Here is a 24,804-nt window from a genome sequence, read left to right as displayed (position 1 = left end):
GCGAAGAGACTCGAACTCTTACACCTTGCGGCGCTGGAACCTAAATCCAGTGCGTCTACCAATTTCGCCACGCCCCCCGATGGCTGTGTATATTATCGATAAGGTTTCATGATGACAAGTCTTTTTTTCAAAAAAACAACCGGTTGATTAAATAAAAATCAAATCAAAGGCTTATGTTTATTATATCGTCAATTTTAGCTGATCAAATGTACATTTTGCTTCACTTACCGATGTAAATCGCTGTGAAAACTGTTTTTTTAAAAGTCCATCAAGTAAAGGATAAAGCCCTGAATATTCATGTACTAGCTGTAAATCGAATGTTTGACAATGCAAATATGCCCACTCTCGATAACTTTTTGCAGTTAATCGGGTGTGATTCAACCACTCATAAAGCATCACTCCCAGTGCATATAAATCACTACCGATACTCTTTTGTGCCCCATGAAATAACTCAGGTGCCATATAACGCGGGGTTGCCGTTATACCTGGTGGTGGATGCATGGAGGCAGAATCACTTTGCTCAAAATCGATCAAGCAAACGCGATTATTGAATATTACACAGTGATCTGGCTTTAAATCACCATGAATGCAGCCAGATTGTTCATAGTCATGCAAGCAATCGAGCAACTGCTCAATCCGCTTTACCACGATGTCAAATGAAAGTTCATGCACGCTTACAGCAAACATTGAACTTGCATGCGGTAAAATCAGAATATCTCCAGTGGTTCGCTCTTGACCAAGCATGCCTAATGTCTCAATTCGCGCTGGCAGAATATGGCTTATACGGTTACTGGCCCATTGATAAAATCCAAGCTCATTGTGAAAGCCTGCTTCTGTCTCAGCATGACGCTCTGCAATTTGTGCTTTGAGCCAGTATTGCTGTCCTCCTGCACGAAATTGATATAAACGGCGCCCTAACGCAAAACGATGACTATGCGTGTGTAATATCAGCTCATGATCGTTAAACATCGGTTATGCGCTGAGTGGCTTACGCTGAGTCGCACTTCCCTTTTGATATTCAAGCACTTCAATACAGTGCTGAATGGTTTTACCAATTCGGGCATAAGTCTCAATAGCAGAAAGTTTGGGCCATGTTGCACGCTCTCCTTGCTGCTGAAGTAGCTTAAACAGATGTGGGCGTGGATTTTGCAGCATATATTTGTACTGGCGCAGATTGAACGGTGCAATAATATTCACATCACCATAATATCGCTGCCCCACGATTCCATAGCCATGATCAAGCAAGCGGCGTACCGGTGCTACTGTGCCTAAGCGCTCGCGAGTAAAATCCATAATTCCCAGCGATATGACTTTTCCTTGGCGACGAAGAATTCGCTGAGGCCAGCTTAAAATATCCTTTCGATAGCGAGAAATGTCGCTTTGCATAAACGGCACCACATGCGGATTAACCTGACTGGCAATGGTGTAATTCAAATTATAAAGACGCGACATTTTTTCTTGCGGGAAATCACTTCTTACGCTGCCATCCACCCATCTGGTATTGGCCATGTAGGGCGTATGCTCACCATCACGGTTTTTACTGGTCAGGCGAACTGCCGGAAAGAGCACCGGAACAGCACATGAGGCCAGCACAGCACTCCAGACCAGCAGATTTGGTGCCGTGTAAGCATTCATAATGCGGGCATTTTGAGAGCCATCATACGGCGCAACCGCTACATTAATATGCAAGCCTGATTTTTCTAAAGCCTCAGAAAAGGTCAGGTCTCCCAAGTTTTCAATCAGAAAAGTTTTAAGGTATTTGACATCTGCAAGCCCACCATTACCTCTAAGCAAATCTTTTGTATCCCGAAAGCGAAAAGCCTCACTAAAAAAAGTCTCGCCGGCCAAAATGCGCTGAAACTCCGATGGGCTCGATGTTCCAAGCATACCGGCCATAATAGCACCTGCGCTCGAACCCGATAGCACTTTCGGCATTAAGTCCTGTTCCATCAGTGCTTTACATACACCACTATGAAATAAGCCCAATGTGGCACCACCTGAGAACATCAGTGCTGGCTGTCCATAGGTTTTTTGACAATTTTTAAAAAAACGGATTTTTTCTGCATGGGTAAGCGTCTGGCATTGACTGCCTGCGACAAACGCCAGTGACGCAGACACTTCTTCAATATAATCTTCAATAATTTGTTTGGTGCCTACGTAAGTCGAGGCAAACAGCATCGGGTGTCCAATATTGGCAATGTCGTGTGTTAATCCTTCTTGTAGCAAATAAACCGTATCTAACACATGTTGTTGCAACCTAAATTTACGTAGTAAATTCAACCGATACGAGATCAGTTCCGCATCGAAATAAGGCGAGCTGTTATCAAATTTCCACTCTTGCGATCCTGTTTCTTCGTCGAGTTGCAAGGCAATCGACTTCCACTCCGAATAGGTTTCAGCATTTTTTAATTGATATTTTAATTTCTTGATACGATATGCCTGATAGGGATTCATATCCGTTTTTTTCATAGCGAACATACCATGTCCTATAGGATGAGTGGTTTCAAAACTATGCTACAGCAATCGGATTTGATCAATTGCGAAAATGTTCTTGTGATCAATTGATTCACAATCAACCCTTTAAAAGCCACGCAAGTCGATATACTCTTTGAGCTATTCTGTTTGATACATATCGACCTCTACTATGGCAAGTTTCGATTTACCCGATCATCTGATTGAGACCTTATCTCGTGTTTTAAATCAGTTACAGCAGACTTTACCTGAGCTACCTCAAGCACCCGATTTTTCGGCGCCCGCATTTAAATGGCAAGATCGACAGTTAAAGCCGATCTATACGCCCAAGACATTTCGACTCGATGACTTAAAAGGCATTGAAGCTCAAAAGAAAAAAATCGTACAAAATACCTTACAATTTCTGCACGGCTTTCCAGCAAACGATATTTTGCTCACGGGCTCTCGAGGCACGGGAAAATCTTCAATTGTGCGCGCGCTTTTAACCGAATATATGGCTGAGGGTTTACGCCTGATTGAAATTGAGCGTGATGATTTAAGCGATCTTCCGCTTATTCAGAAAATCATTGCCGAGCGGCCAGAAAAATTTATTGTCTATTGCGACGATTTAGCATTTAACGCTGAAGATGAAAATTATCGCAGCCTGAAGAGTGTATTAGATGGCTCACTTCAGTCTGGTTCAAACAATTTTATCATCTATGCCACCAGTAACCGTCGTCATTTACTGCCTGAATTTATGCATGAAAATACACCGGTCACTAAAGTTGATGTTCCTCAGTACAAAGAACTACACCCTCAAGAAGCCATCGAAGAAAAAATTTCACTCTCAGATCGCTTTGGTTTATGGCTTTCTTTTTATCCGATGGATCAAAACTTATACCTTGAAATTGTCGAGCACTACATTGTACAAGCAGGCCTTATATTTGATGAAACAGTTCGTGCCGAAAGCTTACGCTGGAGTCAGTCACGCGGACAACGTTCAGGCCGAGCAGCGTATCAGTTTTCCAAGCACTGGATCGGATCGCAGCAACTTCACCAAAATTGTTAGACAATTCATCTGAATTTACGTCCTGTTATGACCCGAAACTGACATCAATAGCCCTGTAGCCTGTCTTGTTATCGCCTCTAAAATAGCCATAGACATGATAAGAAGATAGGCAATCCAATGAATATTTTCTCTGCGCCCAATAAGAATGCCAGAACAGCGTGGCTTGCTAAAGCCATACATCACCTCTACCCCATTTTTCAGTTTTCAGAAGCATCCAGTTCGCATTCAGATCTCAGATCGATTATTCAACCTTATCTGAATGATGAGCGTTACCATTACGCCCAATATCAGTTTTGTTTTCCCAATCTGATTCAGCCTGAAACATTTCTGAATGTACGTGCAAGCTTTGGAGAATCTGGGCTTTATGGTCTAGATACACATAAGGCCTCTGCCACAGATCCAATTGCAGATGTTCAGCTAGCCTATAACTGTCATTTATTGGATAGCACAATCAACTCCAGCGATTCATTTCATAAGGCTGATGTAATCTCGAGCACAGATAAATTACTTTTGGGACAACAGCTATTGATTGAGGGCAACTCTCCCACCTTTAAAATTAAAGGTGAATCTTCATCGCTTCGCTATGAAATTGAGGTTTCGCTATGCAGCCCTGTATCTTGGTTAGCTAAATCTTGGCTCTACGATCATTTAAATTGTATGACACGTTATAGCGGTTATATACAGACCAATTCAAAACATGATGAGGTGCAAGGAACAGGCACTTTTGATTTTGTGCGAAGTGCGCTTGCATCTACACCCAAGAGTTATGCACGAGAGCTTATCGGCAGCTTGCCCGTCTATTTTGTTACGCAGCATATGCTTAATTTAGATGCGCAGACACAAGTGATTTTTTATCGCATGGATTTAGCAGGCAAGCCGCTTTGCAATACGGTATTGATACGGCATAGCGGTGGTTTATGCGAGGTCTATGATGATGTTATTTTTTCTGTCATTCAGTATCAACCGTCTCCTATGCAATCCCCCAACGGACACGACACCTTAGTCGCTGAGCAATTCGAATGGACTGTTTATGACAATAATGGTGATGTGCGGCTTTGTGTCTATGCTCAACTCAACTCCCTGCCTTACACAGGCTATGGCCAAGGCTACATCGCAGGCTTTAAATTTAAAGCACAACAGCTCAATTCTGTAAGCCATGGTCATGGCATGATGGCGCATATCGATATAATGGATCCACAAAATTTAGATCAGAAATCATTCAATGAGCAGTACGGCGGTGAATTTATGCCAAAAACCTAGGATATTCCTGCTATACAATAAAAAAGGCATCTTGATAAAGATGCCTTTTTACAACATGGTCAGGATCAGTGATTGGTTTGCGCTGGATGAGACAACTCGGTCATGGGCCAACGCGGTGTTGTGGTCACGACAAGATTGTCATGCTGACCACATTTCAAACGCTGATAACCTGCAAACGCAATCATGGCGCCGTTGTCGGTACAGAGTGCAGGTTCTGCGTAATAGACCTGTGCTTTAATTTTAGCTAACGAGTGCTCTAAACGTTCACGCAAACGCACATTCGCACTCACACCACCCGCAATCACCAAGCGTTTTAAGCCGGTTTGCTTAAGTGCCTTAACAGATTTTTTTACTAATGTATCAACAATCGCTTCTTGAAAAGACGCCGCAATATCGGCATCGCGTTGTTCTTCTCCTAATTTTTTCAATTGCACCGAAACCGCTGTTTTCAGACCGCTAAAAGAAAAGTCTAACCCTTGGTGCAACATTGGACGCGGAAACTCAAATGCTTCGGGATTTCCTTGTAAAGCCAGTTTGGCAATATTTGGCCCGCCCGGGTAAGGCAACCCCATCATTTTCGCAACTTTATCAAAGGCCTCACCTGCTGCATCATCAATAGACTCACCCAGTAATTCATATTTGCCAATATCATAGGCCGCCATCAACTGGGTATGGCCGCCAGAGACCAACAGCGCAACAAAAGGAAATTCGGGCGGTGTTGCAGAAAGCAGCGGTGCAAGCATATGACCTTCCATATGGTGCACGCCAATTCCCGGCTTATTTAAAGCAAATGCCAAACTACGACCAAATAAGGCGCCGGTCATGAGTGCGCCCATCAGGCCCGGACCACGGGTGTAGGCCACTGCATCAATTTGTGATTTTTTAATTTGGCTGTCATTTAAAAGCTGATCCAGAAGTGGAATCATTTTTCTGACATGATCGCGTGATGCCAGCTCAGGCACCACACCACCATATTCTGCATGAAGTTTAATCTGACTGTAGAGGACCTGTCCGAGTAGCCCTCGTTCGCTATCATAAAGCGCCAGACCCGTTTCATCACACGATGTTTCAAGACCCAAAACAATCATTTAACCGCCTATTACATGCTACAAAAATTGTGTCATCGCTATTATAGACTTGTGATATCAGTTGTAAATGAGTAAAATACTGACCTTCACTTGTCATCTAGTGCAATCGTGCGTTAGATGTTATCCATAATCTAGAGGATTTTACATGCCACAAGTTAAGTTGAAAGAAGGCGAGCCAGTTGACGTAGCAATCCGTCGTTTCAAGCGTTCATGCGAGAAAGCGGGTGTTTTGGCTGACGTTCGTAAGCGCGAGTTCTACGAAAAACCGACTCAAGAACGTAAACGCAAAAAAGCTGCTGCTGTTAAACGCTACCAAAAGAAATTGGCGCGTGAATCTGTTCGCACTACTCGCCTTTACTAATTAATTTGTGATTGACTGCCTAAAAAGATGACGACGATGACTTTAAAAGACCAGATTACTGACGTATTAAAAACTTCAATGCGTGCCAAAGAAATGGCAACAGTAATGGTGATTCGTGGTCTTCAGGCAGCAATTAAGCAAATCGAAGTCGATGAGCGCAAAGAGCTTGACGACGCGCAAGTTCTTGCGGTCATTGAAAAGCAAATTAAACAGCGTAAAGAATCGATCAAAGCCTTTGAAGGCGCTGGTCGTGATGATTTAGCTAGTAAAGAGCAAGCCGAGATTGAGGTTATTTCTCAATTTCTACCAGAAGCTATGACTGAGGAAGCGCTTGACTCTCTCATTGAGCAAACGATTGCTGCTCAAGGTGCTACTAGCATGAAAGATATGGGTAAGGTGATGAATTCTCTACGTCCGATCATAGCCGGGCGTGCCGATCCTGCACAAGTCTCTTCCAAAATCAAAGCCAAATTGAGTTAATAGAAAAACTTAATTAAACGTACATTCAATATTGTAGGCTTTCACCAGTTGCATCTCCTTCGATGCCAATACTTGTTGAATCAAATCCTGTTTGGTCAAACGAGCATAAGATAGCGGTAAATCTCCACGATACTTCTCTGTAACTGCGTACATATGATCAATGTACTGATCGATCATGCCACAATACTGTGCTTTTTGCGCATCGTTAAATCCAGTTTGTTTCGGATTGAGTGATCGCAGGAAAGTTTTCATTTGTTCACTGTACTGCTTGGATATTTTATCTACCGCATTTAAATAGCGTTCAGGCATTGCAGCATGCCCTTGCTGCATCACCACACAAAAAACCACAACGAGTATCTGATTCAATTTCATTATTTTCAATTATTTCATTCATCTTCGATTTAATTTTTAAAAGTATAAAAGATTTAGAGAGCTGTTACTTGCTCATGATGCTTTTTAACATTTATTTTTAAATGTTTAAAGCATGGTCAGCCTGCATTTCTTTTAAACGTTGATCAATCCGCGCAGATAAAGCAGCATTAGTTGTCGCCAAACGCTGAGCATGCAACATCGATTTAATTGCATTTTCTTCATTGCCTGACCAAAACTGTACTTCAGCCCGATACCGCAAAGCATTGATTTGATTGACTGAAGTCTGTGGCTGAAGTGCTGCGGCTTGCTGCATCAGGCGCCATGCCTCGATATCTCTCGGATTTTGATTAATAAACTTTTGTACCAGTTGTTGCGCCTGCGATGGTTTACTTTGTTGAATATAAACAGTTGCAAGCTTATAACTCAGTGCACGATTTTCTGGCATTACCTTCTGTGCTGCATTGATAACAGCGTAAGCCTGCTCGTACTTATGTTGATCCAAATACACATCGGTTTGAATTAGAGCAAACAAAGTATGCTGCTTGAGCGAATCTGGAAGGCTATCGAGGACATTTTGCGTAGCCTGACTATCACCCCGATTTAAATAAAACGCAGCAAGCCCAAACTTCGCTTCATTGTTGCCTTGTTTTACGATTGTTTTAAGTTGCTCTTCCGTCGCTTGATTCGAAACGGCCGCTGTGTACCATTTTAATATTTGAAAATTCGGATCATATAAACTATGCGTCACTTTAGGCAATTGATTCGCTCTTAATCGTGCCTCGCTCATTCGCTCGGTGGTGAGTGGATGAGTCATCCAGAAATCGGGTAAAAACCCAATCCCGACACTAGAGCGCTGCATGGTTTCAAAAAAATCGGCCATACTTTGCGGATTATAACCAGCAGCATACATATATTGCATGCCAATTCGGTCTGCTTCACGCTCTTGATTACGGCTATAGGTCAGTTGTTTATCAATGAGAGCTGCTTGCGTTCCCAACATCAGTGCAGAGCCTGCTTCACCATTCGATTTAGTCGCCAGTGCCGCCCCCACCAATATGCCTGCAAGCGCCAGTAATCCTTGCCCCTTAAATGCTTCTTGAGAACGGCTATAATGCCGCTGCGTAACGTGTGCCACTTCATGCGCCATCACACCAGCGACTTCATCAATATTTTGCGCATTGGCAATGAGGCCAGTATTGAGTGCAAATAAGCCACCGGGCACAGCAAAGGCGTTAATTTGAGGGCTTTTCAGTATCACTAAACCGACGGGCTGGCTCATTTGAGTTTGCCCTAAAATTCGGAAAAAAATCTGAGCATATTGATCTTGCAACCATGGATCATGCATAACAGGTAATTGTTTCTGAATTTCTCGATATACTTTTTCACCGATCTGTTTTTCTTTTTGTTGATCGATCAAACCCACGCCGCTTGAAATCTCAGGCACATCAAAATGCACGCTATGATCAGCAAAATTAAAATCGGAATGTGCCGATGCTAGGGTGGCAACCGCAGTGACTCCCAGAATCATAATGCTACGTTTCAACTTCACACTCAGGCCGAACGAATTTTTAGTACTATAGCACCCACAACATTCGTAAAGTGCTACAAAGTGTTAGAAGAGTTTAATCATGATTCTTTTACAGTGAAGCCATTATTGCTTTAAAAATTATTTAAATTCCGGATTGACCAGATAGGCTGGTGTCTGATCATCTAGTGCTGTCTGTAAATTTTTAAACGCGAGCTCTGCCATTTTATAGCGTGTTTGCGCAGTCGCCGAACCAATATGCGGTAATGTCACCACATTGTTTAGTTCAAACAACTCTGAAGATTGTAAAGGCTCTTTTTGATAGACATCCAAACCTGCTGCAAAAATCTGTTGCTGCTTTAAGGCGTCAATCAGTGCAGCCTCATCAATCACCGAACCACGAGAAATATTCACCAGCACAGCATGAGACTGCATCTGAGCCAGCTCATTTTTACCAATTAATGCTTCAGATTCCGTATTGAGATCTACCGCCACCACCACAAAATCAGACGATTGCAGCAGTGTATTTAAATCACAATACGTTGCATTTAATGGTTGGGCAAGCGCCAACTTTTCACGGCGGTTATGATAAAGAATATTCATATTAAAGCCGTATAGGCCACGACGCGCAATAGCAGCGCCAATATTACCCAGTCCAATAATACCCAGTGTTTTTCCGTAAATATCCTGACCAAACTGTGCTGGAGCAACAGTACGTTTCCATTCACCTGATTTGGTCCATCGATCTAGATGCGGCACCTGACGTGCTGCACTCATTAACAAGGTAAATGCCAGATCGGCTGTGGTTTCGGTCAATACATGTGGTGTATGTGCCAACCAGATCTGACGCTGATTGAGATAATCCACATCATAGTTGTCATAACCGACACTTACCGTTGAGATAATTTTTAAGTGCTTGGCTGGCGCCAGATTTGATTCGTTAAGTAGTCGTCCCGCTCCAATCATGCCATGCGCGTCGACAACTTCTTCACGGATTTGAGTATTGATATCGCCCTGCTTAGGATCTAAAACCCGAACGTCATAGAGTTCTTGTAATTTTGCTAATATTTTTGAGTCGATCTGGCTAAATACCACTACCTTTTTTTTCATTTCTTTCCCTTTACGATGACTGCATTAATGTCCACAAACGTTTTTTGAGTATCGGCTTTTCCAACATCTCACTTAAGCTGGCCAGATACATACAATCTGTATGTGTTAAAAACTTCAGCTTACCCAAGCATAACACTTTTTTATCGATTGCTATGGCATCTAAAAACCCTTGAACATAGGCCTGCACCCCACGTGAATCTCTAAAATCTAAACGCGGAAATGGCCAGCTCAGTTCAGCATATTCACCTGGCATAGCAGCTTGAATATTTGACCAAAGCTGACTTTCAGCCTCGGTTAATCCAGTTGCATCAATCACTAACACTTTGTCCTGAAAGCAATATGCTTCAAACTGAAACGCATCACATTCGACCAGTGCTTCAAGCTCGAGCAGTACTTTAGGCTGTTGAGGCACAGTATTTTGTGCTGTAATTTCAACATGAACCGGTTGTTCCTGAACCGGCTCCAATACAGGTAAAGATTTTGTTTCAGGAATATTGACAGCAACATCTACATACTTAGGTACGGCCAGTTGTTGCTCGGGCATTTGATCACGCCATATGGACGCCGCTGTATTTTTTTGAGCAACGTGATGACGTGGTATCCATACATCCACACCCATTGCTGCTAAAATATTCCGCTGCTGACCGACCATTCGTTTCTATCTATACATTCATTTCAACGCGCATTTTAACGTGTCTCGGCCCGCTTTGCAGCCTTTTCTCTTGCCTGTTTTGATACATAGCATTTAGATAATCATGAGGCTATTTTTCTTCTGCATTTCATCCACAATATTGGCAGACTCAAATCCAAAGCGCCAATACAATAACTCTAGAACATCCATTTCATCTTGGGTAATAATACGATCATTCCAGAGACACATCTCAGCCACACCTAAAATACTCAGACGATCACGCAACAAAAGTCCTGCGATGTCATTTAAGATTTCTGCTAGGTCAATCGGCTCATCGGATATTTCGGAAAAGAGCTGCATATCCTCAAAGGTTAAAATACTTTGCAAGATACGCTCGCGCACTTCAAGCTGATTAGGACTATTGATTTGCTGCACATGCAGTAAAGCATCGATCAAACGCACAATCTGCGGTTTGACATCTTCTAATGCAGAAGGCGTATGATTAGGCATCAGGTTCAATTCATACTTTACCCGCTCAAGCAACAACGCATCGAGCAATCCAATTTCACCATCCTCTTGAATAATTAGAGCCAAACGGGTCAGAAACTGACGTGCAATACTCGCCGGCATATTATCAATGTTACGACATGCCTCATGAAAAATTTGCACATGCACACGACCATCTAAATGGAGCAGCGCATCTACAATGGCCTGACTGACCGCAGCATCTTGCGGAATAAATTCGCGATACTGCCGGATCATTAAAATCGCCACCATAACCTCACGCGAGCCTGTTGCAGTTTGGAGTGCTCGCTGTAGTAGCTCAGGTCTTAGCATACCTTGACGAATTTCAGGATTTAACGGCTTGATGGCATCATTTAAAGAAAAGCTGATCGGCGATAACCGCAGCAGCGGTAAAGGCTGTGGTGATGTCCAAGTAATATGAAATTCATCATGTTCGTCTTCAAGTGGCATAAACAAACTAAACAGTGCTCGGCTACGTAGTTTTTTTAAATTCTCAAGTTGTGAATCTTGTAAAATTGAAGGATTAAGCCGATGGATACGATCTTCAATGCTCGGGTGAATATTCATCCAGCTTTGTGGACTGAGTGAATTGGCAAAACACATATGTGCAATGGCTTCAGAATACACACTATGAATTTGCGACCCTGCGTGGTGTACGTAAATTCGTAATAGTGTTTGCAAATTGGCGTGGCTATCTATCAATTGCAAGGTTTTCAGATCATTTCGAAAGGTACGGCGGCTCAGGGTGAGATATTTAATAAAACGAGTAATTAAAATCCCCATACTGCCAGTGAGCCAAATGACGCCACCAATGGCCACCAAAATGGTTTCAAATCTATGTCGTTTATTTTTCTGATAGGGCTTAAAACCCAATTTGGCAATTTTACTACCCCATTGGCTGAACGTAGTTAAACCACTATAGAGAATTTTTAACTTGGTATTTTCAACAGCCTCACCGGAAAGGATTTGATTAAACTCATGCGCCAATAAACCATATAATTCAAGCTCGTCCAGATTTTGCAAGGCACCCCAAGTTAATATAATGACAATATCTTTTGAATGAAAACCCGCAGTCAGGGCATTTACCCCCACCTCATCGGGCAGTACATATAGCACAGGAGGTTCGAGAGCAAACTTTTTGGCCAGCTGATCGGAAATTTTTAAAGCGGAACTCTCTTCAGGCGTACTTTTAAGCAATACCAAGCGGCGCCCATTGAGCTGTTTGGCCAGTGAATGTCCACCTTCACGAAACACATAAAACTCATAAGCGGCTGAGCCACCAATAATGAAAAACAGTAAAATGAGTAAATAAGGACTTAAAACATGCCAGACAATCGACTGGGTATAATCAAAAAAATGAACCGCAAGCCCAAGCGTAACATTGAGAATAAAGATGGTAAGCAGCATGGCAAGAAAACACATACTGATCGACCACATGATATTTTTATTTTCTATCAGATAGTGACGAACTTCTCTCAACTTGAAACAACCTTACTGCGCTTGTTTTGCCCCATCATAAAATAAAAAAGCGGGAAAAACCCGCTTTTTTATCAAGGAAACTCAGTGCTCGTGAATTCCAGTTAAATCCACTGAGGCCGCATCGATATTCACATCAATATAACCATCGGATTTCTTTTTCGCAGTGTCATTACGCTTTTGTTCAAGGTTTTCTAGGTAAGTATGGTCAATACCACCTGTGACATACACCCCATCAAATACCGAGCAATCAAACTCACGCAAATCTGGTACTTTTGTGGTACGTACTGCACTCTTAAGATCATCTAAGTCTTGAAAAATCAAACGATCGGCACCGATAATTTCTTGAATTTCTTCAACACTACGCTGAGAGGCAATCAGCTCAGTTTTCGCCGGCATGTCAATACCATAGACATTTGGATATTTGACCATAGGCGCAGCTGATGCGAAATACACTTTTTTTGCACCTGAATCACGCGCCATCTGGATGATTTCATTACACGTGGTACCACGTACAATCGAGTCATCCACCAACAAGACGTTTTTGCCTTTAAACTCAAGCTCGACCGGGTTGAGTTTCTGACGTACTGATTTTTTACGCTGCTGTTGCCCCGGCATAATAAAGGTACGACCGATATAACGGTTTTTCATGAAACCTTCGCGGAACTTCACACCCAGCATATTGGCCAGTTCGAGCGCAGAAGTACGGCTTGTATCTGGAATTGGAATGACCACATCAATTCCATGATCCTCACCCCATTCTTTTAGAATCTTGCTGGCAAGCTTCTCACCCATTTTTAAACGCGCTTTATAAACCGAAATGCCATCGATAATCGCATCTGGACGCGCAAAATAGACGTATTCAAAAATACAAGGACGATGCTGTGGATCTGCCGCGCACTGCTTGGTGAACATTTCGCCTTGATCGTTAATGAAAATCGCCTCACCTGGCTGAATATCACGTTCAATTTTAAAGCCAAGTGCTGTAATCGCAACAGATTCAGACGCAATGATGTACTCCAGTCCTTTTTCTGTTTCACGCGAGCCATAAATCAGCGGACGGATACCGTTTGGATCACGAAAGCCCACCAGACCGTGTCCTGTGATCATCGCGACAACGCCATAGGCACCTTTACAGCGCTCATGAACACGGGAAACCGCATGAAAGACATCTTCTGCAGTTGGTGATAACTTGCCGCTTTTTTGCAATTCGTGCGCAAAAACATTCAATAATACTTCAGAATCAGAATCGGTGTTCATATGACGCAAGTCTGTTTTAAACAAATCGTCATGAATATCCGCAGCATTGGTCAGGTTACCATTGTGCGCCAGCGTGATTCCGTAAGGTGAGTTCACATAAAATGGCTGTGCTTCTGCACTACTTGAAGAACCAGCTGTTGGGTAACGTACATGCCCGATGCCATAGTTCCCGATCAGTGCACGCATGTGACGGGTATGAAAAACGTCACGCACCATACCGTTGTCTTTACGCAAAAATAAACGACCATCATGACAAGTCACTATCCCAGCTGCATCTTGTCCCCGATGTTGCAACATCGTTAATGCATCAAACAACATTTGGTTAACTGGCGATTTACCGGCTATACCAACTACTCCACACATAGCAACCTCGCAGACAAGCTAGGATTAATAAAAAGGATTTTTCGTTGAATGGTCAGAATGGTCTTTGTCGACTCGATCTAGTTCTGCCACTTCATTTGAAGGTCGATGAAATAAACGACCTTCCGATGTCACTTCACGTATCGCTTCATTGGCTACATCTTTCGACAGCTCTGTTGCCAAAGGCGCATACGGCAATAAGGTTTGAATGACTTTAGACTGTTTCCAATGTGGAGAGGTTTCGACCCACGGACCTACACCTTGCATGGTAATCAAAACGATCATGAGGCCTTTTAACGTACCAAAAGCACCGCCTGCCATCCGATTGATGGGCCCCAATTTCATACTTTTGAGTAATGTATCCAGTAGTGCAGTGACTAGCCAGGTCAAAACAATAATAACCAGCACAATGAAAGCGAACGCCGCGATTTTCTGAACCACGGGGTCATGGCTTAACATCATCATGCTCGGTGCAAGGGGATTGGCATATTTTGCCGCGACAATCAGCGCAAATATCCAGCCAATCAAGTTCGCAAAGGCTTTAATAAATCCTTGTCGCAAACCGTTAAGCCCTCCAATGAGCAGAAATATCAGAATGATGATATCAAGCGTATTCATCGTTTAAGTTATGGCACTCACACATTGTTTAACTAATTCAGGTCCTGTATAGATGAGGCCACTATAGATTTGTACAAGGGTGGCACCTGCTTCTATTTTTGCTACAGCATGTTCACCTTGCGTAATTCCACCCACACCAATCAAAGGAATCTGTCCATTGAGCACCTCTGCAAATTGACGCAGACAAGCAGTACTCTTTTCAAAAACAGGTGCACCCGATAGACCACCCGCTTCATTTCCAAATGCAAGATTTTCAACGCCATCACGTGATAATGTGGTATTCGTGACAATCAGACCGTCAATTTTAAAGGTGATTAATTGTGCGGCTATAAAGTCGATATCTTCACGGCTTAAATCTGGCGCGACCTTAAGTACCAATGGCACATAATGATGATACTGCTCTGCAAGCTCAAGCTGACGTTGTTTTAATGTATCTAACAGTTCGGTCAGTGCATCGCCACTTTGAAGACTACGTAAATTTTTGGTGTTTGGAGAAGAAATATTGACTGTAATGTAGGACGCGTAATTATAAACTTTTTCTAAACAAATCAAATAGTCATCTACTGCATTTTCAACAGGTGTATCGGCATTTTTTCCGATATTAATCCCTAAAATGCCTTTGAATTTTGAAGCCTTCACATTTTCGACGAGCTGATCGACACCGTCATTATTGAAACCCATGCGATTGATAATGGCTTTGGCTTCAGGAATACGAAACAAGCGCGGCTGCGGATTACCTGCTTGCGGGCGAGGCGTGATCGTCCCGATTTCGATAAATCCAAACCCAAGTGCCGCAAGCGCATCAATATATGCGCCATTTTTATCGAGCCCGGCAGCTAAGCCCACTGGATTTGGGAATTCTATCCCCATGCAGGTAACTGGTTTTGCGTCAATTTTCTGACGAATGAATCCCATTTTATGGGCAGACTTTAAAAGCGATAGCGTTAAGTCATGTGCACGCTCGGGTGCCATAGAAAACAACAAAGGGCGAGCAAGCGAATATAACATAAGCAGTCAAAGTCTATAGCTTTTTGAGGTGCGTCTATTATAGGCACAGGCGCCACAAAACGCCATGCTTGCAGGGGCTTTATTTTAGCGGGTTAATGCACTGTCGCCGTTAATTTAATCTGATTATTTACAGAAACTAATTCCATCTTTTCAATACTTAAGCCCGTTTGAGTTAACTGCATTAAAAAATTCGCCAAGACTGCATAACTTTGATGTTGCGCAACGATTTGTAACGTTTCCCCTACTTGCTGTGCCGAAACACTCACCCCCTGCTGCTGAGAAACGCGTTGCACTTTTTCTGTAAGACTCAATTGCGTATCGGTCGAGGGTTTAAGTGATGCTGCATTGGTCTGCATCCAGACCATTTGGTCTTTGAGCACATTCAAACGTTGCTGTTGTCCATCTGCAAGGTGATGCATCATCCAGAGTGACCAACCAATCGCAACAATTGCAACAAAAAGGCTGGTGAAGATCACCAGATAGCGTTCTCGCACCGACATTCGTTCGAGTGCCTGCTGTACGGTTTCCATTTTTTGCTCAAAAGCACTTTGCAACTGATTCATGATTTTCATTATTGTATTTTTACCATTCCCAATGAGCCTGCACCATTGGCCTGTACTTGCCCTAACTCTGCCTTGAAACCTTGCTGATTAAGCTGCTTGGTCAGATTTTGTAAATCATCTGACGAATTTGCCTTAAGCTGCATCGTCAACACATTGGCCTCATAATTCACTTGTTGAGCAGAAATCTGGCGTTGCATCAGAATCGGGCCAACCCGACTTAACAAGTTTAATGCATTGGTATCGCCAGCCTGATTCAGGCGAAGCTGACTTTCAAATAAACTTTTTATATTTTGCTCAGTGATTCGGCCATTATCGCCAAACCATTCTTTGTACTGGGCAATTGACTGCTCTGCGGTCTGGTTCGCCACTTTTTTAAGTTGTACCCAACGAAGCAAATCATAACTAAACTGCACCAATATTACCGCCGCCAATATTACTGCACATACTTTCCAGTATGACGAGACTGTGACGGTACTTTTTGGTTTAGGCAGCACATTCAGCGGATGCTGTTTGGCTTTTAAAACTGGCTGAAACTGATATTCAAATACTTCGTGCTCAGCTTCAGGAGTCGAGGTAAGAAGTGCATCAAACTGTGCTTCGCTCAGATTGGCATACTTATAGTGTGCAACCAAAGGTGTCAAGCTTACAAATAACCCCACATCTTCAATACTTGCGCCAGCAAATTCATGCGTTCTGGCTAATGTATGCTGATGTACGTTTGCAAGTATGATTTGATCGGGCTGAGGTACAGGTAACAATAAAAAGTCTGGTAAAAGTGCAATCAGCTTTACAGGCAACAAACTTAAAGATTGCTGCCAAAGCTGCAATGATGATAAAGCAACCCCCATGACAGTGAGCGAATCTGGTGCCTTGAAATGATGCACAATCTGCATTTGATCGATAGGTAAAGTCACATACTCTTCGAGCAAATAGCGTATGCCATCTGGACCCAATTGCTTTACATGCTGTTTTGAGATTTTCTGCTGTATAAGCTGAATATTTCGGCTCGAAAAATACACGACCGCTTCTTGCCCCTGAAAAGGCTGAAGCTCATGTATAAGCTGTTCAAGATTGCTTGCCGATTGCCAATCATTACCTGTTGACCACAGCCATGCCCCGTCCGCTTCTGGCATCCATATATACAGCATAAATTTTTTACTACCGTTTAATTTTCTTTATATCGTAGGTACAAAGCTTTTTTCTTGCGATGACAATCCATTGGCAATCACAGTTTGATGATAAAGACGTGCTTCTGCAAGCGCAAAAGGATTAAAATGCTCGTGGGTCAGTTGCTCTGCAATATGTCCCACAACATTCATATGACACACCACCACAATCGACTCAAAAGGTAATTGTGCCAGCCATTCAATTGCATCTTTGGCATCATCTTCAGGCTTGATTTTATCACATATCAAAACTGGAACATTTGGAAAAATCTGCTGTATATGTTGTAGTGTTTCTTGCGCACGAAGTAGAGGACTCACCACAAAAATCTCAGGATTAACCTGCTCTTTAAGAAACTGGGCAGTTTGTTTGGCCTGTGCGTGCCCCAGTGCCGTAAGTGGCCGTGTCATATCATTTCCGTCAAGCGCTGGAGATGCTTCTCCATGACGAACTAAAGTAAGTTGCATAACAATTCCTTAAAAATTATCGCGTTATTATATCGGCTGTTTGTTACATTTATTCTTCAAACCTGATGATGCGGTAATACAAACTCAACATCACTGCGGTGTCCGTTTTTCATGAGGGCCAAAGCAATATTTAAAGGTGGCGCACCTTCAAAAATCACTTCATATAATGCATTGGTAATCGGCATATAAACATCTAACTCCTGTGCACGAGTACGCACTTGCACGATGGTATTGATGCCCTCCGCGGTTTGTCCTAGAGCCTTAACGGCTTCATCTAAGGTTTTACCTGAACCTAAAGCATAACCAATCTGATAATTACGGCTCAGCGGGCTATTACAGGTCGCAAACAGATCGCCCACACCAGAAAGCCCTAAAAAGGTCAATGGATTAGCTCCCAGCTTCACGGCAAAGCGACTCATTTCAGCCAGTGCACGAGTTATAATCATACTTTTGGTGTTTTCACCAATATTGTGCGCGACCGCCATACCCATAGCGATTGCATAAATATTTTTGAGCGCCCCACCAAGCTCTACGCCGTGTACATCGTCACTTCCAAACACACGAAACAGAGCACTATGCAATGCATGCTGAACCGCATAACGAACCAGTTCGGAGTCGCTTGCAATAACAGTACCAGATGGCATGCCGGCGACAATTTCTTTGGCAAGATTTGGACCAGATAACACACCATAAGGGACTTCGGGTAACTCGTTTCGAATAATTTCGCTCATAAAGCTAAATGAATTGGCTTCAATGCCTTTAGTGAGTGAAATTACAGCCTGCGCGCTAATAAAGGGTGAAATCTGCTTGATCACTTCGCGAAAAGAATGGCTTGGAATAGCCACCAAAATAATATCGCGATCACGCACCGCAAGCTCAAGATCAGAAACTGCTTTTAATCCTGCCTCTAAGTTAAAGTCTGGTAAGTATCGCTGGTTAATGTGTGTATGATTGATTTCATCTGCCATGCTCTGATCACGAATCCAGATCATGGTGTCACAGCCATTACGGGTGGCTAGATTGGCCATTGCCGTACCAAAACTTCCCCCACCCAAAACGGTTACACGCAGCGCGGTTTTCTGATCCACTGCAACGGGCTCTACGAGATCAGTAAATTTCAAATCGGTCATGCTTAATCCTGTTTTTTATTTTTTAGCGAGTCGGCCACTGCGTCACGTAATCTTCAATTTTCACCTCAGCGCGCGGTGAAATAGATTTAGCAGCTGTTCCGACGTAAATAATACCAGAGATTAAGTCACGCGCTTCAAGACCTAAATGCTGTTTTAACCAGGTTGATTCAATCACTGCACCAGTGCGCCACATTGTCGAGAAACCTTGTGCCTGTAATGACAACAAAAAGTTTTGAATAGCAGCACCCGTACTTAGAGTTTGTTCAAATAAAGGGACTTTAGGATGATCTTGATAGTGTGTTGCTGCAATCACCAGCAATGGCGCACGAAATGGATGCTGCTTCACACGATCTAACTGATTTGGATCGGTTTCACCAAGATCTTCTAATGCCTGTACTAACGCTTCGCCAAATGCAGCACGCTGCTCTGTATCAATCACAAAAAAACGTGTCGGTTTTAATCGGTGATGATCAGGTGCGGTCAATGCAGCTTGAAAAGCTTGATTTAACTGTTGTGCTGAAGGTGCAGGCTCAGTTAGCTGTCCAATCGATTGACGTTGATGAATTACATGATGAATTTGGCTGGCGTCTAACTCTGTCATTTATATTAAATCTAAATCATAAAACTCAAGTTAGAGTAGCACATTCGTAATGTATTGCTCTATGTTCAACTTGGGCTTTTCACAAGATTTCTATTGTCATTTCATCCAAGATGCATAACCGCATCAAAACCTATACAACACCTAAAACGTAAGCTGCAAAAAAAATGTTCAAATACAGAAGTGTCTTAAAAATCGAGTAATGAGAAAATGAACTACAAAATATTAAGTACTTTGCTGGCAGGTGGTATTTTGGTGCTGTCTGGTTGTGCCACCACCCCATCTGCAACAAATGCCATCATGCTGGCAAATAATCAATACGAAGTCACCGGAATTGGCAAATCTAATTTAATTGCAAAAAATAATGCGGTGGCTGCTGCAAATAAAACCTGTGTGCGTAGCACACCAGTGATTGTAGATGAAAAAACCGAATACAATGGCGTGTTAAAAGGTGTCGTCGACGAGCAAACCGGTAAAATAGTGGAAGCCGCTGCTGGCGTGATTGGTACACTAGCAGGCAAAAATGCATCTCTCGCTAAAGATGATGACTATCAGACCACGCTTAAATTTTACTGTAAGTCCAATTAAGCACTCCAAAAACAAAAAAGATCCCACTTTAGGGATCTTTTTTTGGCTCAGCCTCTTAAGCTTAGCAATAACCTTCAATTCGAGTCAGCGGTAATTTCTTTCCAATCGCTTTTTCGATTTCTGGCAAATAAAACGCATCGTCTTCTGAAAGAAAACTAATACTTACACCTTGCGTTCCTGCACGACCTGTACGACCAATCCGGTGCACATAGTCATCAGACTGCTCTGGCAAAGTAAAGTTGACCACATGTGATACACCATCCACATGAATCCCACGACCAGCAACATCGGTTGCAATCATGATGTTGTTCTTACCCTGCTTAAACTGTTCGAGCATTTTAAGACGCTTATCTTGAGCAATTTCACCCGACAACATTCCCACTTTGTAGCCATCCTTTTTAAGATGATCATACAAGCGGCGTACCTGATCACGGCGATTGGCAAAAATCATGACTTTATCAATCGGCTCTTCGCGCAAAATATCTTGCAAAAGACGATATTTGTCCTGTTTTGCAACCACGTAAACACGCTGCTCGACATCGTTATTGGTTTTTTGCTCAGGTTCAATTTCTACTGTAACCGGCTCATGCAACCACTGACGCGCCAAATTTAGAACATCATAACTGAATGTTGCCGAGAACATGAGGGTTTGACGTTGTTCTTTACGTGGCGAAAAACGCACAATACGTTTTACAGATGGAATGAATCCCATGTCCAGTAAGCGATCGGCTTCATCAATCACCAGAAATTCGATTTGATCCAACCAAACTTCTTTTTGCTCGACAAAATCAATCAAACGACCGGGGGTCGCCACCAGAATATCCAGAACTTTTTCGTTGAGGGGTTTCTTTTGTTTGTCGAAATCGACACCACCCACCAAAGTGAGTAAATTTAACCCTGTGAAGCGAGTCAACTCTTTTGCATCACTTTCGATTTGCAAAGCCAGTTCACGCGTTGGTGCAAGAATCAGTGCACGTGGCTCACCACGGTAGCGCTGTTCTTTAATGGGGTTATTCAACAAATCATTGATTACACTGATCAGAAAGGCAGCGGTTTTACCCGTTCCCGTTTGCGCTCGACCAATTGCGTCATGCCCTGCCAATGTATATTTTAAAACCTTTTGCTGAATTGGGGTCATTTGTGTAAACCCTAATGCATCAATCGCTTTTTTCAGTTGCGGATGTAAATTCAAGGTTTCAAAACCAGATACCATAAACTCGTGCTCTAACGTTAATCACTCTGATGTAGTCAGTAGTATAAAACAAAAACGCTCCAATTTAAAAAATTGGAGCGTCAGTCAATCAATTAGATTGATTAGTCTAAAGGCTGAACGTTTTCAGCCTGAAAACCTTTTTGACCTTGTACAACGCTGAATTCTACGCGTTGACCATCACGAAGTGAACGATGGCCATCACCCATAATTGCACGGAAATGAACGAATACGTCATCACCGCCATTGCGTTGAATAAAGCCAAAGCCCTTGGTATCGTTAAACCACTTTACTACACCTTGTTCACGAGCTGTCATAAGTCAATCCTCAGAAGTTAAATTAAAGGACCTTCCGGTGTTGCAAACAGCATAGCAAACAAGATTCAAAATTCTTTGTTATTTCAAAGCTTGTAATCATTCTGTAAAACTATCAACAATTTCCCGGTTACATCCATTTGTTAAAGGGTTAATAACAATTATTTTTGATAACGCATAAATCCTAAAACCACTCGAGATTAACATGGGTTGATCACAATTAATAGATTTATTTTTGCTATTTATCTTCATTTTTTAATTAAATTTTTTATCGACTTGATCGGGAATTTTTTTAGCAGTTTGATTGTGGTTTTTACCTGTGCTTGATTTTCTGCTAGAGTAGCTTTTCAAGTGTGCAACCCATCGTTTTTATTGATGCAAGATTCAGTTTCTTCACTTTCTGTTATTGAGATTAATGCCATGGGTCAACCCTGCCCTATGCCGCTATTGATGCTTAAACGTCAACTTAAAAAGACAACCGGCCCCCAAGTCTTTAAACTATTGTCATCTGACCCGCACAGTGAAATTGATGTAACACGATATTGCCAAATCAATCAACTGGCTTGTAAATTGACTAAAATATCAGACCACGAATTTCATTACTTGATTGAATCTTAATCATTTATTATTTAACATATTGCGCTTAGTGCCTATAAAACTTTACATTTCTCTACCCAATCTTTCTTAATTATGAAGGTGCTTCACATTAAGATGTTTTTATTGGTTATACCATCCTATAAGGAGTACTCATGAGTGACAGCAGCAATCAGTTGATGCCCCTGTCATTATCTGCGCCCGGTGTAAATTTAGGTGCCTATATCAGCACCGTAAACCAAATCCCAATTCTGACTGCCGAGCAGGAAAAAGAGCTGGCTGAACGTTACTACTACGATCAAGATCTTGATGCCGCTAAATTGCTGGTGATGTCTCATCTTCGTTTCGTGGTGCACATTGCGCGTAGTTATGCAGGCTATGGCCTACCTCAAGGCGACCTTATCCAGGAAGGAAATCTGGGTTTGATGAAAGCGGTAAAACGCTTTGATCCAAATATGGGCGTGCGTCTTGTTTCCTTTGCTGTGCATTGGATTAAAGCAGAAATTCATGAATACGTGATTCGCAACTGGCGTATCGTTAAGATCGCCACCACGAAAGCTCAGCGAAAACTGTTTTTCAATCTGCGTAGCTTAAAAAAATCCAGCAAAAAACTGACTCTCGAAGAAGCACAATCAATCGCCAATGATTTGAATGTGACACCAGAGCAAGTACTGGAAATGGAAGGTCGTTTAACTGCCTACGATGCGGCTTTTGAAGCGCAAGGCGACGATGACGATGATTCATCCACCCACGTTGCACCTGCACTGTATTTAGAAGATAGTCGTTACGACCCTGCACGACTGGTTGAAGACGAAGACTACGAAGAGCAAAGTTCAAGCGCGTTACACGAAGCAATGAACCAGCTCGATGATCGTTCGAGAAATATCTTGCAACGACGTTGGCTAGACGACGATAAATCGACCTTGCATGAACTTGCGGCCGAGTACAATGTATCTGCAGAGCGTATTCGTCAGCTAGAAAAAAATGCCATGGAAAAAATCAAGGTGGCAATGTCTGCAACCTAGTTTGACCGATGATGAAAAACTTAAGGGCCAAGTGCCCTTTTGTTTTGTTTGACTATTTTGAGCTTTCCCTTTTTATGCTAAGGTTCTAGCGTCTTTTTCTTAAGAATAGTGCGCTTATGTGGATCGCAGTTTCAGCGGTTAATCTGGCTCTAGCCGTGATATTAGGCGCCTTTGGTGCGCACGGTTTAAAAGCACATGCATCTGTAGATCAGCTTGGTTGGTGGCAGACCGCAACCGACTATTTCTTTTATCATGCGCTGGGGCTTTTGCTACTGGGCGTACTTTCCAAAACCTATTCAAAGCTCCCTATTAAGCTTCCGTTTCTTTTGATTCAGACCGGAATTCTATTTTTCTGTGGCTCCTTGTATATCATGGCGCTTGGCATGCCCCGTATTTTGGGCGCGATTACGCCAATTGGTGGCGCACTCATGATTGCAGGCTGGCTTGTACTGGCTTGGAATGCGACGAAATACGCAAAGTAATCAGGAATATTAATGCAGATTTATCTCAACGGCGCGCCAAAAGATACCGCGTGCCAAAACCTGTATGAGCTCATACAAGAGCTTGCGCTTGAAGGTAAACGGTTTGCGGTAGAACTGAACGAACAAATCGTTCCTAAAAGCAAATTGGCGCAATACCAGTTATCAGATCAAGATCGAATTGAAATTATTCACGCTGTTGGTGGCGGTTAAAAACGGAGCTTTTCATGCAAGACACCCCTTTGATTATTGGTTCACGCCAGTTTCAATCTCGTCTTTTAGTCGGTACAGGTAAATACAAAGACCTACATGAAACCGATTTGGCCATCCAGGCCAGTGGTGCCGAAATTGTCACCGTTGCAATTCGTCGCGTTAATATCGGACAACACGCAGACCAACCTAATCTGCTCTCGGTCATTCCACCCGAAAAGTACACAATTTTACCCAATACAGCCGGCTGCTTTGATGCAGATAGTGCGATTCGCACCTGCATGTTGGCACGCGAACTGCTCGATGGTCACAATTTGGTGAAGCTTGAAGTCCTTGGCGATCAACAAACACTTTATCCGAATGTCACACAAACCATCAAAGCTGCACGTACACTGATTGATGATGGCTTTGAGATCATGGTGTATACCTCTGATGATCCAATCGTTGCGCAAGAACTTGAAAGCATGGGCTGTGTTGCCATTATGCCTTTGGGCAGCCTAATCGGATCAGGACTGGGGATTTTAAATCCACATACTATTTCGATTATCAAAGAAAATGCCAAAGTTCCTGTACTGGTCGATGCGGGTGTTGGTACAGCAAGTGATGCTGCCATTGCCATGGAACTCGGCTGTGATGGTGTTTTGATGAATACGGCAATTGCCGCTGCACAGCAACCTGTTCTCATGGCATCTGCCATGAAAAAAGCAATTGAAGCAGGCCGTGAAGCTTATTTGGCAGGTCGTATGCCACGTAAACGTATGGCTAATGCCAGTTCCCCAGAAACTGGTTATTTCTTTAAATAGTACGTACTATTAATTATATTGAAAATTTTCAAAGGATTCTTCGGAATCCTTTTTCGTAAGAAGAA

General features: G+C 42.7%; 28 protein-coding genes. 10 read left to right on the top strand and 18 right to left on the bottom strand.

The window, feature by feature from the left end; translation table 11 throughout:
• Window positions 1-180 precede the first annotated feature (180 nt).
• Together QLG00_RS04960 and QLG00_RS04955 are read right to left on the bottom strand one after the other, a co-directional pair.
• Window positions 181-969, bottom strand: a complete 789-nt coding sequence (locus QLG00_RS04960) for a protein kinase (protein ID WP_218262212.1) — start codon at window positions 967-969, stop codon at window positions 181-183.
• Between the two features lie 3 nt (window positions 970-972).
• Window positions 973-2,478 (bottom strand): DUF3336 domain-containing protein, encoded by a 1,506-nt coding sequence (locus QLG00_RS04955; RefSeq protein ID WP_218262213.1) that lies wholly within the window; start codon window positions 2,476-2,478, stop codon window positions 973-975.
• 166 nt (window positions 2,479-2,644) lie between these two features.
• Here QLG00_RS04955 and QLG00_RS04950 point away from each other — a divergent pair, with 166 nt between their 5' ends.
• Together QLG00_RS04950 and QLG00_RS04945 are read left to right on the top strand one after the other, a co-directional pair.
• Window positions 2,645-3,520: an ATP-binding protein gene (locus tag QLG00_RS04950; RefSeq protein ID WP_208477137.1), complete on the top strand. Its 876-nt coding sequence runs from the start codon at window positions 2,645-2,647 to the stop codon at window positions 3,518-3,520.
• A 117-nt stretch (window positions 3,521-3,637) separates the two neighbouring features.
• Window positions 3,638-4,780, top strand: a complete 1,143-nt coding sequence (locus QLG00_RS04945) for a DUF6670 family protein (protein WP_048763677.1) — start codon at window positions 3,638-3,640, stop codon at window positions 4,778-4,780.
• 65 nt (window positions 4,781-4,845) lie between these two features.
• On the opposite strand, the gene tsaD is transcribed toward QLG00_RS04945, so the two are convergent.
• Complete coding sequence (tsaD, locus tag QLG00_RS04940) at window positions 4,846-5,868, bottom strand: tRNA (adenosine(37)-N6)-threonylcarbamoyltransferase complex transferase subunit TsaD (protein ID WP_076032713.1); 1,023 nt, start codon at window positions 5,866-5,868, stop codon at window positions 4,846-4,848.
• Window positions 5,869-6,013: 145 nt separating this feature from the next.
• On the opposite strand from tsaD, the gene rpsU reads away from it, so the two are divergent.
• Window positions 6,014-6,229 (top strand): 30S ribosomal protein S21, encoded by a 216-nt coding sequence (rpsU, locus tag QLG00_RS04935; protein ID WP_001136722.1) that lies wholly within the window; start codon window positions 6,014-6,016, stop codon window positions 6,227-6,229.
• Between the two features lie 36 nt (window positions 6,230-6,265).
• Window positions 6,266-6,709 carry a GatB/YqeY domain-containing protein gene (locus QLG00_RS04930; protein WP_025094844.1) on the top strand — a complete coding sequence of 148 codons (444 nt, stop codon included), beginning with the start codon at window positions 6,266-6,268 and terminating at the stop codon, window positions 6,707-6,709.
• 9 nt (window positions 6,710-6,718) lie between these two features.
• Here QLG00_RS04930 and QLG00_RS04925 read toward each other — a convergent pair whose 3' ends face one another.
• From QLG00_RS04925 to QLG00_RS04865, 13 genes are all read right to left on the bottom strand, one after another.
• Window positions 6,719-7,081: a hypothetical protein gene (locus tag QLG00_RS04925; protein WP_004936674.1), complete on the bottom strand. Its 363-nt coding sequence runs from the start codon at window positions 7,079-7,081 to the stop codon at window positions 6,719-6,721.
• A 97-nt stretch (window positions 7,082-7,178) separates the two neighbouring features.
• On the bottom strand, window positions 7,179-8,624 hold the full coding sequence (locus QLG00_RS04920) for a M48 family metalloprotease (RefSeq protein ID WP_212515746.1): 1,446 nt from the start codon (window positions 8,622-8,624) through the stop codon (window positions 7,179-7,181).
• Window positions 8,625-8,747: 123 nt separating this feature from the next.
• Window positions 8,748-9,716: a D-glycerate dehydrogenase gene (locus tag QLG00_RS04915; RefSeq protein WP_076032715.1), complete on the bottom strand. Its 969-nt coding sequence runs from the start codon at window positions 9,714-9,716 to the stop codon at window positions 8,748-8,750.
• 10 nt (window positions 9,717-9,726) lie between these two features.
• Window positions 9,727-10,368, bottom strand: coding sequence for a hypothetical protein (locus tag QLG00_RS04910; protein WP_282470594.1), 642 nt, complete (start codon window positions 10,366-10,368; stop codon window positions 9,727-9,729).
• 93 nt (window positions 10,369-10,461) lie between these two features.
• A complete protein-coding gene (locus tag QLG00_RS04905; RefSeq protein WP_282470593.1) occupies window positions 10,462-12,351 on the bottom strand; it encodes a M48 family metalloprotease in 1,890 nt (629 codons plus the stop codon).
• Between the two features lie 81 nt (window positions 12,352-12,432).
• Window positions 12,433-13,971: an amidophosphoribosyltransferase gene (gene purF / locus QLG00_RS04900; RefSeq protein WP_004936661.1), complete on the bottom strand. Its 1,539-nt coding sequence runs from the start codon at window positions 13,969-13,971 to the stop codon at window positions 12,433-12,435.
• 24 nt (window positions 13,972-13,995) lie between these two features.
• Window positions 13,996-14,586, bottom strand: a complete 591-nt coding sequence (locus QLG00_RS04895) for a CvpA family protein (protein ID WP_119689572.1) — start codon at window positions 14,584-14,586, stop codon at window positions 13,996-13,998.
• Between the two features lie 3 nt (window positions 14,587-14,589).
• Entirely contained in the window at window positions 14,590-15,594 is a 1,005-nt protein-coding gene (locus tag QLG00_RS04890; protein WP_119689571.1) for a quinone-dependent dihydroorotate dehydrogenase, read from the bottom strand.
• Window positions 15,595-15,686: 92 nt separating this feature from the next.
• Window positions 15,687-16,166, bottom strand: a complete 480-nt coding sequence (gene gspM / locus QLG00_RS04885; RefSeq protein WP_004936651.1) for a type II secretion system protein GspM — start codon at window positions 16,164-16,166, stop codon at window positions 15,687-15,689.
• Window positions 16,166-17,305, bottom strand: coding sequence for a type II secretion system protein GspL (gspL, locus tag QLG00_RS04880; RefSeq protein ID WP_119689570.1), 1,140 nt, complete (start codon window positions 17,303-17,305; stop codon window positions 16,166-16,168). Before gspL ends, gspM begins: the two co-directional genes overlap by 1 nt.
• Before the next feature lie 27 nt (window positions 17,306-17,332).
• Window positions 17,333-17,788 (bottom strand): phosphohistidine phosphatase SixA, encoded by a 456-nt coding sequence (sixA, locus tag QLG00_RS04875; protein WP_004936646.1) that lies wholly within the window; start codon window positions 17,786-17,788, stop codon window positions 17,333-17,335.
• Window positions 17,789-17,844: 56 nt separating this feature from the next.
• Window positions 17,845-18,918: an NAD(P)H-dependent glycerol-3-phosphate dehydrogenase gene (locus tag QLG00_RS04870; RefSeq protein ID WP_004936643.1), complete on the bottom strand. Its 1,074-nt coding sequence runs from the start codon at window positions 18,916-18,918 to the stop codon at window positions 17,845-17,847.
• A 22-nt stretch (window positions 18,919-18,940) separates the two neighbouring features.
• On the bottom strand, window positions 18,941-19,519 hold the full coding sequence (locus tag QLG00_RS04865; protein WP_004946536.1) for a nitroreductase: 579 nt from the start codon (window positions 19,517-19,519) through the stop codon (window positions 18,941-18,943).
• Window positions 19,520-19,726: 207 nt separating this feature from the next.
• On the opposite strand from QLG00_RS04865, the gene QLG00_RS04860 reads away from it, so the two are divergent.
• Entirely contained in the window at window positions 19,727-20,104 is a 378-nt protein-coding gene (locus QLG00_RS04860) for a hypothetical protein (protein ID WP_004936637.1), read from the top strand.
• Window positions 20,105-20,165: 61 nt separating this feature from the next.
• On the opposite strand, the gene rhlB is transcribed toward QLG00_RS04860, so the two are convergent.
• Both rhlB and QLG00_RS04850 read right to left on the bottom strand, forming a co-directional pair.
• A complete protein-coding gene (gene rhlB / locus QLG00_RS04855) occupies window positions 20,166-21,317 on the bottom strand; it encodes an ATP-dependent RNA helicase RhlB (protein ID WP_004936633.1) in 1,152 nt (383 codons plus the stop codon).
• A 101-nt stretch (window positions 21,318-21,418) separates the two neighbouring features.
• Window positions 21,419-21,631, bottom strand: coding sequence for a cold-shock protein (locus QLG00_RS04850; protein ID WP_004653893.1), 213 nt, complete (start codon window positions 21,629-21,631; stop codon window positions 21,419-21,421).
• Between the two features lie 372 nt (window positions 21,632-22,003).
• Here QLG00_RS04850 and QLG00_RS04845 point away from each other — a divergent pair, with 372 nt between their 5' ends.
• The 5 genes from QLG00_RS04845 (at window position 22,004) to QLG00_RS04825 (ending at window position 24,739) form a co-directional block, all read left to right on the top strand.
• The gene (locus QLG00_RS04845) at window positions 22,004-22,246 is read left to right on the top strand and encodes a sulfurtransferase TusA family protein (protein ID WP_119689569.1); all 243 of its coding nucleotides are present in this window, start codon (window positions 22,004-22,006) and stop codon (window positions 22,244-22,246) included.
• Window positions 22,247-22,377: 131 nt separating this feature from the next.
• Window positions 22,378-23,247, top strand: coding sequence for an RNA polymerase sigma factor RpoH (rpoH, locus tag QLG00_RS04840; protein WP_004936628.1), 870 nt, complete (start codon window positions 22,378-22,380; stop codon window positions 23,245-23,247).
• A gap of 116 nt (window positions 23,248-23,363) precedes the next feature.
• Window positions 23,364-23,729 (top strand): DUF423 domain-containing protein, encoded by a 366-nt coding sequence (locus tag QLG00_RS04835; RefSeq protein ID WP_282470592.1) that lies wholly within the window; start codon window positions 23,364-23,366, stop codon window positions 23,727-23,729.
• 12 nt (window positions 23,730-23,741) lie between these two features.
• Window positions 23,742-23,939 carry a sulfur carrier protein ThiS gene (gene thiS / locus QLG00_RS04830; protein ID WP_004936622.1) on the top strand — a complete coding sequence of 66 codons (198 nt, stop codon included), beginning with the start codon at window positions 23,742-23,744 and terminating at the stop codon, window positions 23,937-23,939.
• A 14-nt stretch (window positions 23,940-23,953) separates the two neighbouring features.
• Window positions 23,954-24,739 (top strand): thiazole synthase, encoded by a 786-nt coding sequence (locus tag QLG00_RS04825; protein WP_004936619.1) that lies wholly within the window; start codon window positions 23,954-23,956, stop codon window positions 24,737-24,739.
• Window positions 24,740-24,804 lie beyond the last annotated feature (65 nt).

Origin of the sequence: Acinetobacter sp. V89_7 (assembly GCF_029967895.1) — a bacterium.
GTDB lineage: Bacteria > Pseudomonadota > Gammaproteobacteria > Pseudomonadales > Moraxellaceae > Acinetobacter > Acinetobacter soli.
The sequence above is the reverse complement of the archived record's forward strand: the minus strand, read 5'-3'. Positions and strand labels throughout refer to the sequence as shown.

What these genes read in the sequence shown, in the direction of transcription:
- QLG00_RS04960 (WP_218262212.1), bottom strand. Translation starts at nt 969, where the DNA reads ATGTTTAACGATCATGAGCTGATATTACACACGCATAGTCATCGTTTT.
- QLG00_RS04955 (WP_218262213.1), bottom strand. Translation starts at nt 2,478, where the DNA reads ATGTTCGCTATGAAAAAAACGGATATGAATCCCTATCAGGCATATCGT.
- QLG00_RS04950 (WP_208477137.1), top strand. Translation starts at nt 2,645, where the DNA reads ATGGCAAGTTTCGATTTACCCGATCATCTGATTGAGACCTTATCTCGT.
- QLG00_RS04945 (WP_048763677.1), top strand. Translation starts at nt 3,638, where the DNA reads ATGAATATTTTCTCTGCGCCCAATAAGAATGCCAGAACAGCGTGGCTT.
- tsaD (WP_076032713.1), bottom strand. Translation starts at nt 5,868, where the DNA reads ATGATTGTTTTGGGTCTTGAAACATCGTGTGATGAAACGGGTCTGGCG.
- rpsU (WP_001136722.1), top strand. Translation starts at nt 6,014, where the DNA reads ATGCCACAAGTTAAGTTGAAAGAAGGCGAGCCAGTTGACGTAGCAATC.
- QLG00_RS04930 (WP_025094844.1), top strand. Translation starts at nt 6,266, where the DNA reads ATGACTTTAAAAGACCAGATTACTGACGTATTAAAAACTTCAATGCGT.
- QLG00_RS04925 (WP_004936674.1), bottom strand. Translation starts at nt 7,081, where the DNA reads ATGAAATTGAATCAGATACTCGTTGTGGTTTTTTGTGTGGTGATGCAG.
- QLG00_RS04915 (WP_076032715.1), bottom strand. Translation starts at nt 9,716, where the DNA reads ATGAAAAAAAAGGTAGTGGTATTTAGCCAGATCGACTCAAAAATATTA.
- QLG00_RS04910 (WP_282470594.1), bottom strand. Translation starts at nt 10,368, where the DNA reads ATGGTCGGTCAGCAGCGGAATATTTTAGCAGCAATGGGTGTGGATGTA.
- purF (WP_004936661.1), bottom strand. Translation starts at nt 13,971, where the DNA reads ATGTGTGGAGTAGTTGGTATAGCCGGTAAATCGCCAGTTAACCAAATG.
- QLG00_RS04895 (WP_119689572.1), bottom strand. Translation starts at nt 14,586, where the DNA reads ATGAATACGCTTGATATCATCATTCTGATATTTCTGCTCATTGGAGGG.
- QLG00_RS04890 (WP_119689571.1), bottom strand. Translation starts at nt 15,594, where the DNA reads ATGTTATATTCGCTTGCTCGCCCTTTGTTGTTTTCTATGGCACCCGAG.
- gspM (WP_004936651.1), bottom strand. Translation starts at nt 16,166, where the DNA reads ATGAAAATCATGAATCAGTTGCAAAGTGCTTTTGAGCAAAAAATGGAA.
- gspL (WP_119689570.1), bottom strand. Translation starts at nt 17,305, where the DNA reads ATGCTGTATATATGGATGCCAGAAGCGGACGGGGCATGGCTGTGGTCA.
- sixA (WP_004936646.1), bottom strand. Translation starts at nt 17,788, where the DNA reads ATGCAACTTACTTTAGTTCGTCATGGAGAAGCATCTCCAGCGCTTGAC.
- QLG00_RS04870 (WP_004936643.1), bottom strand. Translation starts at nt 18,918, where the DNA reads ATGACCGATTTGAAATTTACTGATCTCGTAGAGCCCGTTGCAGTGGAT.
- QLG00_RS04865 (WP_004946536.1), bottom strand. Translation starts at nt 19,519, where the DNA reads ATGACAGAGTTAGACGCCAGCCAAATTCATCATGTAATTCATCAACGT.
- QLG00_RS04860 (WP_004936637.1), top strand. Translation starts at nt 19,727, where the DNA reads ATGAACTACAAAATATTAAGTACTTTGCTGGCAGGTGGTATTTTGGTG.
- rhlB (WP_004936633.1), bottom strand. Translation starts at nt 21,317, where the DNA reads ATGGTATCTGGTTTTGAAACCTTGAATTTACATCCGCAACTGAAAAAA.
- QLG00_RS04850 (WP_004653893.1), bottom strand. Translation starts at nt 21,631, where the DNA reads ATGACAGCTCGTGAACAAGGTGTAGTAAAGTGGTTTAACGATACCAAG.
- QLG00_RS04845 (WP_119689569.1), top strand. Translation starts at nt 22,004, where the DNA reads ATGCAAGATTCAGTTTCTTCACTTTCTGTTATTGAGATTAATGCCATG.
- rpoH (WP_004936628.1), top strand. Translation starts at nt 22,378, where the DNA reads ATGAGTGACAGCAGCAATCAGTTGATGCCCCTGTCATTATCTGCGCCC.
- QLG00_RS04835 (WP_282470592.1), top strand. Translation starts at nt 23,364, where the DNA reads ATGTGGATCGCAGTTTCAGCGGTTAATCTGGCTCTAGCCGTGATATTA.
- thiS (WP_004936622.1), top strand. Translation starts at nt 23,742, where the DNA reads ATGCAGATTTATCTCAACGGCGCGCCAAAAGATACCGCGTGCCAAAAC.
- QLG00_RS04825 (WP_004936619.1), top strand. Translation starts at nt 23,954, where the DNA reads ATGCAAGACACCCCTTTGATTATTGGTTCACGCCAGTTTCAATCTCGT.